Annotated in this window: 14 protein-coding genes and 2 pseudogenes; 9 read left to right on the top strand and 7 right to left on the bottom strand. The window is 71.5% G+C overall.

Annotated elements, in window-relative coordinates; all coding sequences use genetic code 11:
• The first annotated feature begins 97 nt into the window (after positions 1–97).
• Positions 98–901: a GntR family transcriptional regulator gene (locus tag ACFT32_RS09135; RefSeq protein ID WP_382487485.1), complete on the top strand. Its 804-nt coding sequence runs from the start codon at positions 98–100 to the stop codon at positions 899–901.
• 116 nt (positions 902–1,017) lie between these two features.
• On the opposite strand, the gene ACFT32_RS09140 is transcribed toward ACFT32_RS09135, so the two are convergent.
• The gene (locus ACFT32_RS09140) at positions 1,018–1,779 is read right to left on the bottom strand and encodes an IclR family transcriptional regulator (RefSeq protein ID WP_382487487.1); all 762 of its coding nucleotides are present in this window, start codon (positions 1,777–1,779) and stop codon (positions 1,018–1,020) included.
• A gap of 97 nt (positions 1,780–1,876) precedes the next feature.
• Here ACFT32_RS09140 and ACFT32_RS09145 point away from each other — a divergent pair, with 97 nt between their 5' ends.
• The 3 genes from ACFT32_RS09145 to ACFT32_RS09155 are packed head-to-tail and all read left to right on the top strand — an operon-like array spanning position 1,877 to position 4,523.
• Positions 1,877–2,974, top strand: a complete 1,098-nt coding sequence (locus ACFT32_RS09145; RefSeq protein ID WP_382487488.1) for a cupin domain-containing protein — start codon at positions 1,877–1,879, stop codon at positions 2,972–2,974.
• Complete coding sequence (locus ACFT32_RS09150) at positions 2,971–3,801, top strand: fumarylacetoacetate hydrolase family protein (RefSeq protein ID WP_382487490.1); 831 nt, start codon at positions 2,971–2,973, stop codon at positions 3,799–3,801. The genes ACFT32_RS09145 and ACFT32_RS09150 overlap by 4 nt, the downstream gene beginning before the upstream one ends.
• Positions 3,798–4,523, top strand: coding sequence for a maleylpyruvate isomerase family mycothiol-dependent enzyme (locus ACFT32_RS09155; protein ID WP_382487492.1), 726 nt, complete (start codon positions 3,798–3,800; stop codon positions 4,521–4,523). The genes ACFT32_RS09150 and ACFT32_RS09155 overlap by 4 nt, the downstream gene beginning before the upstream one ends.
• Positions 4,524–4,876: 353 nt before the next feature.
• Here ACFT32_RS09155 and ACFT32_RS09160 read toward each other — a convergent pair whose 3' ends face one another.
• From ACFT32_RS09160 to ACFT32_RS09185, 6 genes and pseudogenes are all read right to left on the bottom strand, one after another.
• A complete protein-coding gene (locus ACFT32_RS09160) occupies positions 4,877–6,199 on the bottom strand; it encodes a phytase (RefSeq protein ID WP_382487494.1) in 1,323 nt (440 codons plus the stop codon).
• 161 nt (positions 6,200–6,360) lie between these two features.
• Positions 6,361–6,816, bottom strand: coding sequence for an NPCBM/NEW2 domain-containing protein (locus ACFT32_RS09165; protein ID WP_382487496.1), 456 nt, complete (start codon positions 6,814–6,816; stop codon positions 6,361–6,363).
• A 22-nt stretch (positions 6,817–6,838) separates the two neighbouring features.
• Positions 6,839–7,165: pseudogene (locus tag ACFT32_RS09170) on the bottom strand (NEW3 domain-containing protein); the annotation flags it as partial.
• 27 nt (positions 7,166–7,192) lie between these two features.
• Positions 7,193–7,888, bottom strand: a complete 696-nt coding sequence (locus ACFT32_RS09175; RefSeq protein ID WP_382487498.1) for a phosphonatase-like hydrolase — start codon at positions 7,886–7,888, stop codon at positions 7,193–7,195.
• 60 nt (positions 7,889–7,948) lie between these two features.
• Positions 7,949–8,476 (bottom strand): GntR family transcriptional regulator, encoded by a 528-nt coding sequence (locus ACFT32_RS09180; RefSeq protein WP_382488831.1) that lies wholly within the window; start codon positions 8,474–8,476, stop codon positions 7,949–7,951.
• 48 nt (positions 8,477–8,524) lie between these two features.
• A pseudogene (locus ACFT32_RS09185) lies at positions 8,525–8,953 on the bottom strand (winged helix-turn-helix domain-containing protein); the annotation flags it as partial.
• On the opposite strand from ACFT32_RS09185, the gene ACFT32_RS09190 reads away from it, so the two are divergent.
• The 5 genes from ACFT32_RS09190 to ACFT32_RS09210 all read left to right on the top strand — a co-directional run bounded on the left by ACFT32_RS09190 (position 8,844) and on the right by ACFT32_RS09210 (position 15,923).
• A complete protein-coding gene (locus tag ACFT32_RS09190) occupies positions 8,844–9,980 on the top strand; it encodes a TIGR03364 family FAD-dependent oxidoreductase (RefSeq protein ID WP_382487499.1) in 1,137 nt (378 codons plus the stop codon). The pseudogene ACFT32_RS09185 and the gene ACFT32_RS09190 sit on opposite strands and share 110 nt — an antisense overlap.
• Before the next feature lie 145 nt (positions 9,981–10,125).
• Positions 10,126–11,043, top strand: coding sequence for a phosphate/phosphite/phosphonate ABC transporter substrate-binding protein (locus ACFT32_RS09195; RefSeq protein ID WP_382487501.1), 918 nt, complete (start codon positions 10,126–10,128; stop codon positions 11,041–11,043).
• A 5-nt stretch (positions 11,044–11,048) separates the two neighbouring features.
• A complete protein-coding gene (locus tag ACFT32_RS09200; RefSeq protein ID WP_382487502.1) occupies positions 11,049–11,933 on the top strand; it encodes a phosphonate ABC transporter ATP-binding protein in 885 nt (294 codons plus the stop codon).
• The gene (gene phnE / locus ACFT32_RS09205; protein ID WP_382487504.1) at positions 11,930–12,751 is read left to right on the top strand and encodes a phosphonate ABC transporter, permease protein PhnE; all 822 of its coding nucleotides are present in this window, start codon (positions 11,930–11,932) and stop codon (positions 12,749–12,751) included. Before ACFT32_RS09200 ends, phnE begins: the two co-directional genes overlap by 4 nt.
• A 238-nt stretch (positions 12,752–12,989) precedes the next feature.
• Positions 12,990–15,923 (top strand): SpoIIE family protein phosphatase, encoded by a 2,934-nt coding sequence (locus ACFT32_RS09210; protein ID WP_382487506.1) that lies wholly within the window; start codon positions 12,990–12,992, stop codon positions 15,921–15,923.
• Positions 15,924–15,945 lie beyond the last annotated feature (22 nt).

Here is a 15,945-nt window from a genome sequence, read left to right on the forward strand (position 1 = left end):
TCCTCCGAGCCCGGCCGAGGGCAGACGCGACAGCTCTCACCGTGGAGTTGAAAGGGGCCTCTGTATCGGCTGCATACACCCTGGGTAGACTCCCGGCGTGACCAGGAGCAGAAGCGAGTCCCGCGAGGAACGGCGTCCGGCCGGCGGCGGGGGCGAGGTGCAGGCCGAGTCCGTGCAGTCGGGCGAGGCCCCCGCGACAGCCGCGGGCGGGCGCCGACTGGCTCTCGACGTGCACGGGCGGCTGCGCGCCATGATCCTCAACGGCGAGCTGCCCCCGGGATCGGTACTGCTCCAGGCCGAGATGGCCCGCAAGCTGGGCGTCAGCCGCACACCCATGCGCGAGGCGTTCCGGCTGCTCCAGGAAGAGGGGCTCATCGACGCCCGGCCCGACCAGCGAGCGCGGGTGCGCTCGGTGGACCCCGAGGACCTCGACGCTGTCTACGGGGCCCGCATCATGCTCGAAACCCTCGCCGTCAGCATGACGGCCAAGGCGTTCACGGCCGAGGACATCGAGCGCATGAGCGACGCCCTGAAGCGCATGCAGGGGCTGGTGGTCGACGACCAGCCGGACGAATGGCACGCGGCGCACCACGAGTTCCACAGCATCGCCACCCAGGCGGTGGGGCCACACCTGCAGCGCATGATCGCATCGCTCGGCGAACACAGCGAGCGCTACATCCGCCTGGCGCAGCTGGGCGCGCCCGCCTCATGGGGCAAGGCGTACGCGGAGCACGAGGCGCTCCTTGAAGCACTGCGGCTGAGCGACCCGGCCGAAGCCGCACGCGTGGTCGCCCGTCATCTGGCGCGCACCGCTTTGAGCGTGCTGGCGGACATCGCCCCCGAGTACGAACCGGCGGCCACCCGGACCGCCCTGGTGCTCGCGGGCAACGGTCAGTCCTGACGCCCTGTGGCGGCCGGCGGACGAGTCGGCGAGCCCAGAGCATCTTGGTGCCGGTGACGCCGGGGGCGGTGGCCACGCCGTTGTCATGAGGCGCGTGCCCCTGTCGCCCCCGACGGTCACAGGTCCTGACTGATGTCCCGCGCCACCAGCAGGAGGGGTCGGGCCAGTTCGGTCAGCCGGCCCTTCGGGCAGCGGGCGGAGGGCGCCGCCACGGCGACGGCGGCCACGGCCGTACCTGTGCGGTCGCGGACGCACGCACCGACCGCGTTCACACCCCGCTCGCTCCCCTGGAGATTGAGGGCCCAGCCGGTGCGGCGGGCCGTCGTCAGCTCCGCGGCCAGGCGCTCGACGTCCTCCGGCGCCTTGACTCCTTCCCCGGGGAGTCCATTGGGATAGAGCGCCTGGAGCCGCTCGGCGGGCAGCTCGGCGAGCAGCGCCTTGCCGCCCGAGGTCACGTGGGCGGGCAGGAGCGTGCCCGTGCGGTGACTCACACGCAGCGCCTGCGGTCCCTCCACTCCGTCCAGGAACCGGGTCCCGTTGCCCTCCAGCACCATCAGGTGGGTGGTCTCGCGGACGGTGTCCGCCAGGCGCTGCAGATGGGGGCGGGTGACGGTGATCAGGTCGGGGGGCGGGGCGGCCCGACTGCCCCTGATCGCCCGCAGAGCCGGTCCCGGCCGGTAGACCTTGTGGCGGTCCTGCTCCGCGAACCCCTCGAACACGAGCATCGCCAGGATCCGGTGTGCCGTCGACCGTGCGACCCCGAGCCGGTCGGCGACGTCCATCACGCGCAGTTCATCGTGCTCGTGCAGGAGCCGGACGGCGCGCAATGCGTTGCCGGCCGCACTCACGGGATACGACGGGCGCTCAGAATTCTGCACAGAAGAATTATATCGATCGCAGATTCCTCTATGAGAAACACCGACGTAAGGTCGGCCAGAGACAGGCAAACTGTGCACACTTTGATGGGGCTGCTCCATGCGTGCCCGGGAGGTTGCAGTGACCGACACAGCTGGTGAACCGATCGAGCGGAAACTGCTCGACGAGCTGTATGCAGACTTCGAGGGCGCGGGCCTGATACCCCTGTGGACGCAGCTGGACGACCTCATGCCGATGACGCCGCAGCCTGCCGCTGTCCCGCATCTGTGGCGGTGGGCGCGGCTGTTGCCGATCGCGGAGCGCTCCGGGCGGCTGGTGCCGGTGGGGCGGGGCGGTGAGCGCCGGGCGATGGCGCTGTCCAACCCGGGACTGCCCGGACTGCCGTACGCCACACCCACGCTGTGGACCGCGATCCAGTACCTGGGGCCGCGTGAGGTCGCCCCCTCGCACCGGCACAGTCAGGGGGCCTTCCGGTTCGTCGTGGACGGCGAGGGTGTCTGGACGAACGTCGACGGAGACGCGGTGGCGATGCGGCGCGGCGATCTGCTGCTGACGCCGAGCTGGGCCTTCCATGAGCACCAGAACGCCACCGACGAGCCGATGACCTGGATCGACGGCCTCGACATCCCGTTGGTCTCACAACTGGACGCCGGTTTCTTCGAGTTCGGCCCCGACGAGCTGTCCACCCGCGCCACGCCCGAGCGTTCCCGGGGTGAGCGGCTGTGGGCCCACCCGGGCCTGCGTCCGATCAGCGAGCCCGACCGGCCCAACTCCCCGTTGGCCGCCTACCGCTGGGAACACACCGACGCCGCCCTCACCGCGCAGCTGGAGCTGGAGTCCGAAGGAGGCGCCGGCGTGCTCGAGCCGGGGCACGCCGGAGTCCGCTTCTCCAACCCCACCACCGGCAAGGACGCCCTGGTCACGATCCGCACCGAGATGCGACGTCTGCGGGCGGGCACGCGGACCGCTCCGGTGCGCTCGGTCGGCTCGGCGGTCTGGCAGGTCTTCGACGGCGAGGCGACCGCCCACGTCGGCGACAAGGTCTTCGACGTCACCAAGGGCGACCTGTTCGTCGTCCCCTCCTGGTGCGAGGTCGCTCTGGCCGCACGCACGCAGGTGGATCTGTTCCGTTTCAGTGACGAGCCCGTCTACGAGGCCCTGGGCCTCGCCCGTACCTCCCGAGGAGAACAGAAGTGAAGCTGGCCACCATCCGGATCGACGGTGCCACCCGCGCCGTCCGCATCGACGGGGACACCGCCGTGGACCTGGGCGAGAGCGACCTGGTCGACTTCCTGCGCCACCCCGACTGGTCCGCGCGCGCCGCGAACGCCGACGGCGGCCGGTACGAAGGCGCCCTGGACTACGCCCCGGTGGTCGTGGCGCCGGAGAAGGTCGTCTGTGTCGGCCTCAACTACCGCAACCACATACTGGAGATGGGCCGGGAGCTGCCCCCGTACCCCACGCTGTTCTCCAAGTACGCACGGGCGCTGGTCGGCGCGTACGACGACGTGGTTCTGCCCGCCTCGTCCACGCAGATGGACTGGGAGGCCGAACTCGCCCTCGTCATCGGGACCGAGGTCAGGCACGCGAACCCGGAGCAGGCCCGCGCCGCGATCGCCGGATACACGGTGCTCAACGACGTCAGCGCCCGGGACTGGCAGTTCCGTACGCCGCAATGGCACCAGGGCAAGACGTTCGAGGCCACGACGCCCGTCGGGCCGTGGCTGGTGACCGCCGACGATCCGGCTGTGGCCGCCCGGGGACTGAGCCTGACCTGCGAGGTGGACGGCGACACGGTCCAGAAGGCCGACACGGGCGACCTCGTCTTCGATCCGGCCACGCTCGTCGCCTACGTGTCCGAGATCGTCACCCTCGCTCCCGGCGACGTGATCGCCACAGGCACTCCGGGCGGGGTCGGACACGCCCGCAAGCCGGCCCGCTATCTGGAGGACGGGTCGGTCCTCGTCACCCGGATCGAGGGGATCGGCGAGTGCCGCAACACCTGTCGCGGGGAGCTGCGGTGAGCGGCCGGCCGCACGCGATGCTGGAGTGGGTCGCCAAGGGCACGGCCGCCTTCGAGGCCGAGGTGCACGGGGCGACCGACCCGGACCTGGCCGAGCCTTCGTACCTGCCGGGCTGGAGCAGGGCACACATCGTCGCCCACCTGGCCCGCAACGCGGACGCGCTGCTCAATCTGCTCAACTGGGCCCGCACGGGTGTCGAGACTCCCATGTACACGAGCCCCGACCACCGCGCGAGCGAGATCGAGGCAGGGGCCCGCTGCCCGGCCGGCGAGCTGCGCGCGGACCTGGTCGAGGCCGACGGCCGCCTCGCCGGGGAACTTGCCGCGCTGCCCGACGCGTGCTGGGAGACGACCGTCCGGACGGCCAGGGGGCGCCAGGTGCCGTTCCGGGAGGTTCCCTGGATGCGAGTGCGGGAGGTGTGGGTTCACGCCGTCGACCTGAACACCGGCACCGGCTTCGACGACGTCCCGCGCGAGGTGTGCGCGGCGCTGGTCGACGACGTGGCAGCCGGCTTCCGGGCTCGCACGGGATTTCCTCCCGTAGAGCTACGCGCCGACGGCGGCGGTCGTACCTGGCTCCTGGGTGTGCCCGGCGGTGCGGACACGGTCGTGGTGACCGGTGACCTCCCGAGCCTGGCGGCCTACGCGACCGGGCGTCCCGTGCCCGGCCCTCTGTATGCCGTCGGTGGCGGAAACGTACCGAAGCTGCCGGCGTGGCTGTGAGCGGGAAGGAAGAACCATGAGCGCTGCCCGTACCGGCGGCGGACCGGGCGGACGCCATCCGCCACTCTGCTCAAGCGCGACCGCTCCGGCGCCGAGGGCCGTTGTCCGCGGATCGTTTGCGCTGGTGCGTAGGGTCGGGTTGTCCGGCACATCGTCGCCTGGGCGGATGACTGCAGGGCGCGGACACCGTGCTCCCCGGCCCGACGCTGCGGATGGAGCTCGCCACCCATCTGGTCGTGCGGGAGAGCACCGGCACCGCGCCCGGCGTGTCCAACGCCTGAAACCCACGCTGGGCTTCATCGCCCTCGCCCGGATCGTCAGCGTTTGATCCGGGCGAGCTTCGGGTCGGTGGGTCAGTCCGTGTCGCGCGGGTCGAACGACTCGGTGTCGATGGTCAGTGGCTTCGGGAAGGCGGTGGCCACCGACTCCCAGCCGGTGAACTTGAAGTCGGTGCCCTCCCGGTCCCCGTCCGCGGGTGTGGCCTCGCCGTCATGGGTCACGAGCAGGCCCTTGGGGAAGGTCCGGCCCAGCGGCACGTTGACCACGGTGGCCCCGTCGGACTGCTGCACCCCGTCGGTCGCGGCGCCGTCGGTGACGGCGAAGGAACCGAGGTAAGCGTTGCGGCCCTGGCGCTCGTAAACCGCGAAGGTGTTGTCGCCCTGGCTGGAGGCGAGCAGATAGCCCTTGCCGTCGTCGGCGTGGTAGATCGTGGCGCCCTCGGCGTCGGCGCTCAGATGCTCACCCCCGAAGCCCGGGTCGTTCGCGGTGTCGAGAACGCACTCCTCTTCCTCCGCGTCATAGGTCCATGGCGTGCCGTACTCCCGCACCCGGTCGATCAGCCTCGGCCGCTCGAACTCCTCGTCGTCGAGGCCGATCCGCCACAGCCCGACGTCCTCCTGGGCCGCGTACAGCACGTGTTCCTCCTGGTCGACGACCATGCCCTCGACCTGGGCGTGGTCACCGGGGTCGGCGCACGGCGTCCATTTCCCGCCGTCGGGCAGGGTGAAGGAACGCGGAAGGTCGAGGGTGTCCTCGGTGCGGTAGCCGACGCGTCCGTCGCGGTCCTCCAGTTGCAGCAGCCGTACCCGGGTCTCCGAACGGCGGGACACCACCGCGTACGCGTGGTCGTCGTCGCTGAAGGCGGCCAGTCCGTAGGCGGTGCGCTGGTCGTCGACCTCGGCCTCGCTCGTGGAGAAGACCGGCGCGGTGTTCGCCGCCGTCACGTCCTTCAGCGGGGGCGTTCCCGCGGCGACGGCGGCCGGGTCGATCGCGTAGGCCCGCACCCGGTCCCGGCCACGGTCGCTGACCAGGGCCAGGTCGGTCTTCTTGCCGTCCAGTGGGAAGCCGTAGACCACGTCGACGTTGTTGAAGCGGCCCGGGGCGGCGTCCTCGCCGGGCGCCGCGGGCGCGGTGATGTGCTGCAGGCGCCGGCCGTCGAGTCCGTAGACATCGAGGCCGGCCTCCTTGAGGGTGCTGATCACGAGGCTGCGGCCGGGGTCACGGGGGTCTACCCAGACGGCCGGGTCGTCGGCGTCGGCGTTGCCGCCCGCCTCGTCGTCGTACACGACGGGTGTCTCCACGCGAGCGGAGACGGTGACCGGTTGCGGGGCGGTGGCGGACGCGCCCGTGACCATCAGCAGCGCGGCGGTGAGAGTGCTCAGAGCAGAGGCGCTCACGGTACTCCTCAGTTGGGAGAGGGGCTGGTGAGAACTTATGGGTTCGGTGTGTGGGTGAGCCGACCAAACCGTGAACAACAGGTGGCTCGTGCGACCGGCGCGTCCGGGTCGCACGGACGCGCGCCGTCACGCCCGGGAAGGGGCCTGGTCGCGAGGGCGCCTCAACAGTGGAAGGTGGGGTTGCCCCAGTCGGCGTGGTCGGAGCGGATGCCGTCACCGGCGTCGGTCACCACGAGTCGGCCCCTGTGGGCGCCGTCGATCGCGGCGGAGAGCGTCCGAGCGGGGTCCGTGGCCGGCACGGTTCCTGTCGAGGCCACCTTCCTGCCGTCGGCCCGGATCTCGAAGGCGACGCTGCCCGCCTGGCCGGTCTCGTCGTCCAAGCCGACCTGCGCCGTGAACTCGGAGCACCGGCCGCCCGCGTAGTACGTGACCGCGCTCGCGGCGTGGACGCCGAGGCCCTTGGCGTAGGTCACGCCGCCGATGGTCAGCGTCCGGCCGTCCCCGTGTTGTTCGTTCCCGCTGCTCCTGTCCTTCTCCACCGGCCCGTATCCGTTCTGCGCGCTGACCCAGTCCGGGTCGCTCGCATGGCTGCTGCCGGTCGGTGGCGCCTTGGCCACGTGGACCTCCAGTGGTCAGCGACTGGCCCGGATGTACCCGCCTGTCGTACGGCTTCGAGGTGGGCGTGACGCGCCAGCCCTCCGGGGCGTCGACGTCGACCAGCACCGAACGGGCCTGGCCGCGGCCGAGGTTGGTGAAGACACTGTTCAGCCTGGCCGGGGCGCCCGGCTCGGCAATCGTGGTGCCGTCGAGGACGAGGTCGGCCGCGGGCGGGTAGGACTTCCAGTTCCGGTCGGCGGAGAGGCGGTAGAGCACGGTGCCGTGCGCGGGGACGGTGGCCGAGACGGTTCCGCCGGACTGGTAGGTGCGGTGCTTCCACAGGTCGCTGCTGCTGAGGGCCGCGACCACGACGGCCCGGCCATCGGAGTTCCACCGTCAGCGGCCGGCCGGCTGGGGTGCGCCGATGGACAGCAGGGCGGGTATGTCCGCCACGCTGGAAAGCAGGTGGGTGTGGCGGACCTTGCCGAGCGCCGTGGCGTCCAGACCGCCCGTGAGTACCCCGACAACCATGCCGGCGCCGGCGTTCGTGCCCGCCTCGAGGTCGCGGACCGTGTCACCGGCGGTGAGTACCTTGCTGACGTCCCGGACACCGGTCCTCTCCATCGCGCGGAAGATCATGTACGGGTAGGGACGGCCGGCCGGGACGTCGTCCACGCAGACGACGGCGTCGAGCACCGTCTCGTCCCAGCCGATCGTGCCGAGCAGCGCGTCGGTCACACCGCGGTCGAATCCGGTGGTGAGTGCCACCTTGACTCCCGCCCCCCGCAGCGCGGCGATCGCCTCCGTGACGCCTGGCAGGGGAGTCGGCGGGTGTTCGGCGTACGCGGCCTCCAGCCGGCGACGGAAGTCGGCGAAGGCGGTGTCGACCACGGCGGTCTCCGGCGCCGTACCGAAGGCATCGGTCAGCATTTCGGTGATGGCCTCGCGTTTGTCCGCGCCCATCCAGAGCTGTATGTCAGCGAGACCGGGATTCGCTCCCGCGGCGCGCACGGCCTCCTCGAGGGCGATGTAGACGCGACCGTGCTCCTCGACGGTGGTGCCGGCTATATCCAGAACGACCAGTTCGAACACTAGAGTTGTCCTCAGGGGAGTGCGGCGGCCCCGGGTGCTCAGGGGCCCGGTGGTACAGGGTCAGTTGGGGCTGCGCAGCAGCGCCGGGGGAGACTGCTGGGAGTTCTCGATGGTGAAGGAGACGACGTCCGGGCGGTAACGGTCGTCGGAGTACTCGAGGGCCTCGCCCGTCAGGGAACGGGTGCGCCGGCGCTCCCGCAACAGGGGAGTTCCTTGAGGGGTCGTCAGTAGTGAGGCGTCGGTGCTGTCCGCAGCGACCGCGTCGATCACATGACGGGCCACACTGAGGTCCACGCCCTGGCCGCTCAGGTAGGCGTAGATCGACCCCGAGTCGCAGTCGTAGTCGAAAAGCAGGTGGCCGACCGGCCAGACGAACGTGGTTCTTTCGATCATCGCGGGCACGCCGTCAAGAAGCCGCAGCCGGAGGAGTTGGACGACGGGTTCGCCCTCCTCCAGTTCGAGGGCGTCGGCCGCCTCCGGCGACGCCGGGCGGCGGGCGACCTCGATGGTGCGCTGGCCCGGCGTGCGGCCCAGTTCCTCGGCCCATCGCGAGAACGACCAGAAGGTCTCGAAAGGCTGCGGCGTCACGTGGCTGCGCACCACCGGCGGCTTGCCCCGGCCGCCGCCGATGAGACCCTCCGCGCGCAGTGTGGCGAGCGCTTGCCGGACCGGACCGCGGGAGGCGTTCCATTGCTCGCACAACTGCGATTCGGAAGGTACCGGTGCGCCGAGTGGCAGTTCCTGAGAAGCGATCCGGCGTCGCAGGTCAGATGCGATACGCCCGTGCAGAGGTCCGTCCATGACACTTGACCATACAGGCTGTGTAGGGGTCCGGAAAGGCTTTCTGCCGTAAAGGAGAGTCTCTGAACTGCGAAAATGACCTCTCGATGAACTGTGGATGACTCCATGCCATTGAGCCTTGACGACTGATTCGATGTCCGCGACTTTACTTGTCATGACAAGTGCGCAGCAGTGGAACCAGCCTCTCGGCTCCGCCGACCTCGTGGTCGTCGGAGCGGGCATCGTGGGGCTCGCCCATGCCGTGGACGCGGTGCGCCGCGGCATGTCCGTGGCCGTCGTCGAGCGTGACGAGCGGGCCACTGGCGCATCGGTGCGCAACTTCGGGCACGGTTGTTTCACGGCGCAGGAAGGCGACGCACTGCGGTACGCGCTCGAGGCACGGAGCCGCTGGCTGCGACTGGCCGGCGAGGCCGGACTGAGGATGCGCGAGAGCGGCACCGTGGTGGTTGCCCGGGCCGAGGACGAGTACGCCGTGCTCGAGGAGTTCCAAGCCGCCCGGGGCGGCGACCAGGTGGTGCTGCTCGACGCGGCGGGGGTGGCCCGGCGGATGCCCGTCGGCCCCGGGGTTCTCGGGGGCGCCTGGCTGCCGCTGGACATCCGCGTCGACCCGCGCCAGGCGGCCCACGCGATCGCCGACCGGCTGGCCCTCCAGGGCGTCCGCTTCCACTGGGCGACCACGGCGCACACGATCGAACCGGACCTGGTGGGCACCAGCAGGGGCCGGATCCGGGCCGGACGCACCGTGATGGCCGTCGGCCACGACGTCGACCGTCACTTCCCGGAGCTCGCCGAGCAGGCCGGAGTACGGCGCTGCGCCCTGCACATGCTCCGCGTCGCCGACCCGCACGGCCAGGCCATCGACCCCGCGGTGCTCAGCGGTTTCTCGCTTCTGCGGTACGACGGCTTCGGGGTCTGCCCGACCCGGGCGAAGGTCCAGGACCGGCTGGGAGCGGACCACCCCGAGCTGATCGACATCGGGCTCAACCTGATGTTCACCCAGCGCCCCGGCGGCGATCTGACCATCGGCGACACACATACCTACGCGACTACGCTCGATCCCTTCAAAGCGGAGGCCCTCGACCAGCACGTCCTCAAGGAGACCGCGCGTCTCCTGGGGGCCGAGCGGCTCACCGTCCGGGAACGCTGGCGCGGCGTCTACGCGGCCGCCGACCGGCCGTTCCTGATCGCCTCGCCCATGCCCGGCGTCCGGGTGGTCTCCGTGACCGCCGGCATCGGCATGACCACCGCGCTCGGGCTGGCCCCGGAGGTCCTCGACGACCTGCTGCGCTGACCGGCGCCCGGCTGCCCGCCGCTCTTCCGGCAGCCTCCTCCGCCCCACTCCCACCGCAACCCGTGACACCCGTTCCGCCCCTGTTGAAGCCGGCGCCGGACTCCCACCCGGAAGCCGGCGCCTCCCCCCGGAAGAGAGAACGACCATGCGCACAACGCGCTTCATGACGGCCCTCGTGGCCGTCTCGGCCCTGGCCCTGCTCGGCGCCGGCTGCAGCTCCGACCCGTCCGGCAGCAAGGACTCCGGCAAGGTCGCCGCTTCCTGCCCGGGCGGCAAGATCCGCTTCGGCATCGAGCCCTACGAGGACCCGGCCAAGCTCACGCCCGCCTACCAGGTGCTGGCCAAGGCCCTGGAGAGCAAGCTGGACTGCCCGGTGGAACTAAAGGTCGTGGAGGACTACTCCGCCGAGGTGCTCGCCATGCGCAACGGACAGCTCGAGATCGCCCAGTTCGGCCCCCTCGGCTACGTCTTCGCCAGCCAGAAGGCCAATGCGCGGGCCCTCGTCTCCTTCGCGGACGCCAAGGGCGCGCTGAGCACTTACACCGGGGGGATCTGGGTCCCCGCCGACTCGCCCGTCAAGTCTCTCAAGGACCTCAAGGGCAAGTCGCTCGCACTCTCCAGCCCCGGCTCGACCTCGGGTGACGCCTTGCCCCGGTACGCGCTGAAGACCACGAACGTCGACAAGGTGAAGATCAACTACGCGGGCGGTCACCCCGAGGCGCTGCTCGCCCTCACCAAGGGCAAGGTCGACGCAGCGGAGATCAACAGCCAACAGCTGGAGACAGCGAAGGCCGAGGGCAGCTTCGACCCCTCCGAGTACCGCCGGATCTGGACCTCCTCCCCCATCCCGAACGACCCGATCACTGTCTCGGACAGACTCGACCCGAAGTTCCAGGACGCGGTGAAGAAGGCTCTGGTCGACCTCGAGCCCGACGATGTCGCCGAGGTCGGCGCCTTCCTCGACATCAACCCGCCCGGCCCGCTGGTAGCCGTCACCAAGGAGACCTACAAGCCGCTGTTCGAGCTCGCATCCGCCCTCGACCTGACCGAGAAGGACGTCTGATCGCCATGCCGACCGACGACGCGCCGTACTCGCCGGCAGCCGTCCGGGGAGTTCCGGGGGCGGGCGAGCCTGTCCCCGGCCCACCTGGGGGTTCCGCCACGGATCGGCCCACGGCATCGGGCACGCCGCTGGTGGTCCGCGGGCTGAGCAAGTCCTTCTCCGGAACGTCCGTTCTGGATTCGTTCGATCTGAACCTGCGGGCAGGGGAGTTCGTCAGCCTGCTCGGTGCCAACGGTTCGGGAAAGTCCACCGCGCTGCGCTGCATCATCGGGCTGGAGACCCCGGACGGCGGCTCCATCGCCATTCACGGCTGTGAGATCGGCGGACTGCATGGCGCCGAAGGGGCACGGCTGCGGTGGCGCACGGCCATGGTCTTCCAGGAGATCCATCTGGTCCGCCGCCGTTCCGCGCTGGACAACGTCTGTGCCGGGGCGCTGGGCCGTCTCCCGCTGCGATGCTCCCTGACCCCGCTGCTGTTTCCAGCCGCGCTCCGGGAGGAGGCCATGGAATGCCTGCACCGGGTCGGCCTGGCCGACCGCGCGGCCGAGCCGGTCCGGCGGCTGTCCGGCGGGCAGCAGCAGCGGGTCGCTATCGCGCGGGCGCTGTGCCAGCGCGCCGACATCGTCCTCGCGGACGAGCCCGTATCGGCCCTCGATCCGGCCGCGGCCGAACAGGTGGTCGCCCTGCTGGCGGACCTGGCCCGAGAGAAGGGCCTGGCCGTCGCCGCCGTACTCCATCAGCCCGGACTGGCCCGCCGCCACGCCGACCGCGTTGTCGGCCTGCTGGGCGGACGAGTGACGCTCGACGCGCCCGCCGGCCAGGTGAGCGAGACCGACCTGGACGCCCTCTACGCCCCTGATCGCCGTCTCCCCCGGAAGGAGTCCCGATGAGCACGGATGTCCTCACGCCGGCCGAGCGGCCGTCCCCGCCGCGACGGCGATGGCCGTCCCCGGTGACGCTCACGATCACTGCCGTCCTGGTCGTCGCCCATGTCCTGGCCTGGCGGGGCACTGACTTCTCGCCGACGGCACTGGCGCAGGGATGGCGCGGAATGGCCGACTTCATCGGCCAGGCCCTGCCACCGGATCTGTCGTGGTCCGAGGTGCTCAAGCCGAGCATCGACGCCGCCCTGGTCACGCTGTACATCGGGCTGCTCGGCACCACGCTGTCGGTGCCGTTCGCCCTGGCCCTGGCTCTCGCGGCGGCTCGGACGACTGCGCCGAACCGCTGGGTGTACCAGGCCGCGCTGTCGGTGCTGTCCTTCCTGCGCGCGGTGCCCGACGTCGTCTTCGCCCTGGTGTTCGTGACCGCGGTGGGCCTGGGGCCGTTCGCCGGTGTGCTGGCTCTCGTGTTCCACAACACCGGCGTGATGGGCAAACTGTGGGCCGAGGCGATGGAGGAGATCGACCAGGGCCCCCGTGACGCCCTGCGCGCCAATGGCGCCTCAAGTCTGCAGGTTGCCGCGCACGCCGTGCTGCCGGCGGTTGTGCCCCAGTTCGTGGGCCTGCTGCTCTACAGATTCGACGTCAACGTCCGCTCGTCCCTGGTCCTCGGCCTGGTCGGCGCCGGCGGCATCGGATTCCTCGTCAACAAGTCCATCAAGCTGTTCAGGTTCGACGAGATGGCCACCCATCTGCTGGTGGTGATGGTGCTTGTCGTGGCCGTCGATCAGCTCTCGGTCTTCGTACGCCGCCGCATCGGTGCGTAGCACCCGGACCCCGGGCCCGGGCAGCCTGGGTTCGGCGCGCGGTTCGGTCCGGTAGCCCTGGACTTTGAGACCCGCGCAGGGCCGCGGATTGACCGATGCCGGGAGCCGCGCGGGGCTGGGTGCCGCCTGCCCTGACGGGCCAAGCGAATCGTGACTCATACCCGCAATGCCCGTATCCTCATCAATGCACGATTCTTTCCGATGAGCGGATTCATCGCAGGCGCAAGTGAGGCGAAGCGTGGTTCGGTCCGGCGAGGAACCCAAGCCGGCGGGACGTGCGACTGACGGCACGGGGCCCGCCCGTCCTCGCGAGCGGTTTCTCCAGGGCGAGTCCGTGGAGACGGGCGTACGGACGTCCATCCTGAACTCATGGCAGCGCTGCCGGTCCCTGGGCCTGTCGGCGGACGAGTCCGACCTCCCCTATACGGAGGACTTCGACCCGGGGGGCCGTATCGTCCGCGCGGCCGCTCCCGTGCTCGACCGGCTGCAGTCCGCCTTCTCCGGCAGCAAGGTCAACATCTCGGTCGCGGACGCGAACGGGACGGTCCTGCTGCGCCGCTTCGGCGATCCGGCGATGGCCAGGGATCTGCCGGCGATCCAGCGGGTCCCCGGGTTCGTCTTCGCCGAGCAGGTCGCCGGCACGAACGGCATCGGTCTGGCCCTCGCCGAGCGGCAGCTCATCCGCGTCCACGGCGCCGAGCACTTTGCGGAACGCGCCCAGCAGAGCGCCTGCGTCGCGCTTCCCGTCCGTGATCCGCTCAGCGGGCGCATCGAGGGCGTCCTGTGCTTCGGCTATCCGCGCGGCTTCGACCGCCCGGCGCTGGCCGCGGCGATCCGCCGGGCGGCCGAGGTCATCGAGCAGCGGCTGCTGGGGCAGAGTTCCGCGCACGAGCGCGCGCTGCTGCGGGCGTATCTGGCCACCGGGGCCGAGGCGGCCGTGGGCCTGCGCGGCGGCCTCGCGACGGGGGTGCCGGCACTCGAATTCCACCCTCGGGATCAGGCGATCCTGAAGGAGAAGGCGGCCGAGCTGATCTCCCGTGCACAGCGGGCCGCCGTCGATGTGACGCTGCCCGACGGCCGGCGGGTGACGCTCGTGAGCCGCCCGATGACGAGTGCGTCCGGGGTGCGGGGCGTCGCCATCGAGGCGGTGCCGCACGATTCCCCGGCGAGCGGGTCCCTCCTCCTCCCGCATCAGGTCGACGAGCGGCCGGGCCTTGCCGCCGTCCCGGCCGCGCCCCTGGCCGCCCGGCCCTCGATCAGCCTGCCGTCCGGGCACCCCGTCGTCGCGCCCGGCCCGGTCCTCGCGGCCGACGGCGGCCGGGGGACCGGGGGTCCTGGCGAGGCCGTCACGGCCGACGGCGAAAGGGGTGTCACAGGGCTCGGCGAGACCGCCGCGGCCGGACCGGGCGGGCCCGTCGCGGCCGACGGCGGCCGCGGCGCCGTCGACGATCCCAGCGAGGCACCGTTCCCGGCCCGAGGGCTCGTGATGCTGGGGGAGCCGCACGTCGGGGCCTACGCCCTGGCCGCGCGCCGGCGCCTGGAGCTGCTGTCCGAGGCCAGCGCCCGCATCGGCACCACCCTGGACGTGCGCCGCACGGCCGAGGAACTGGCCGAGACGGCGGTCCCGCGACTGGCCGACTTCGTCACCATCGACCTGCCCGAGGCCGTCCTGCGCGGCGAGGAGTCCGCCGACCCCCTCGCCGACCTGCGCCGCACGGTGCTGCACGGAGTCCGGGAGGGCCTGCCCTTCACCCCGCCCGGCAAGCGCATCGACTTCGGTCCGACCTCGCCCCAGCTGCGCTGCCTGAACACCGGTGAGCCGGTGCTGGAACCGGATCTCAAGGCCGCCGCGGGCTGGCTCGCCCAGGACCCCGAGCACACCGCGCGCCTGCTGGCCCACGTCCACTCGCTCATCGCGGTGCCCCTGCTCGCCCGCGGTGTCCTCCTGGGCATCGCCAGCTTCTACCGTGCCGGGAGCTCCTTCGGCGACGACGACTGTTCGCTGGCCCAGGAACTCGCCACCCGCGCCGCCCTGTCCATCGACAACGCCCGGCGCTACACCCATGAACGCACCATGGTCCTGGCCCTCCAGCGCCGGCTCCTCCCGCACGGTCTGCCCGACCAGGACGCCGTCGAGGTCGCCCACCGCTACCTGCCCGCCGAGTCCGACGTGGGCGGCGACTGGTACGACGTCATCCCCCTCTCCGGTGCCCGCGTCGGGCTCCTCGTCGGGGACGTCGTCGGCCACGGCATGCTCTCCGCGGCCACCATGGGCCGGCTGCGCACCGCCGCGCGCAGCTTCGCCGAGCTCGACTTCCCCCCGGACGAGGTCCTCGTCCACCTCGACAACCTCGTGGGGCGCCTGGACCGGGAGGACCCCGACGGCAAGGGAGCCGGGGTCATCGGCGCGACCTGCCTCTACGCCGTCTACGACCCTGCCTCGCAGCGGTGCCTGATGGCCCGCGCCGGGCACCCGCCGCCCGCGCTCGTCCACCCCGACGGCACCGTGACCTATCCCGACCTCCCGGCCGGGCCCCCGCTCGGGCTCGGGGGCCTGCCCTTCGACGCCGTCGAGGTCGACCTCCCCGAGGGCAGTCAGCTGGTCCTCTACACCGACGGCCTCATCGAGGACCGGAACCGGGACGTCGACGTGGTCCTGGAGCAGTTGCGCACGGCCCTGGCCCACCCGGAGCGCGCACCCGAGGACACCTGCCAGGCGGTCCTGGACACCGTGGCGCCCGCGCACCCGCACGACGACATCGCCCTGCTCGTGGCCCGCGTCCACGCCATGGACCCCGACCGGATCGCGGCCTGGGAGCTGCCCGCCGACCCGGCACTCGTCGGCGAGGTCCGGGCGGACGCCGTGAGGCGGCTGACCGAGTGGGGGCTCGAGGAGACGGCCTTCGCCGCGGAGCTGATCCTGAGCGAGCTGCTCACCAATGCCATACGGCACGGGGCCGCGCCGATCCGGGTGCGCCTGCTGTACGGCCACGCCCTGATCTGCGAGGTCTCCGACGCCAGCAACACCGCTCCGCACCTGCGCCGGGCGGCGAGCACGGACGAGGGCGGACGCGGACTGTTCCTCGTCGCGCAGCTCTCGCGGAGCTGGGGCACGCGCTACCTCCCGGAGGGCAAGGTCATCTGGGCCGAATGCGGGCTCGAGGCCGCGTGACGCGTCCGCGGCCCGTTGGCGC

Origin of the sequence: Streptomyces sp. NPDC057002 (genome assembly GCF_042673825.1) — a bacterium.
GTDB lineage: Bacteria > Actinomycetota > Actinomycetes > Streptomycetales > Streptomycetaceae > Streptomyces.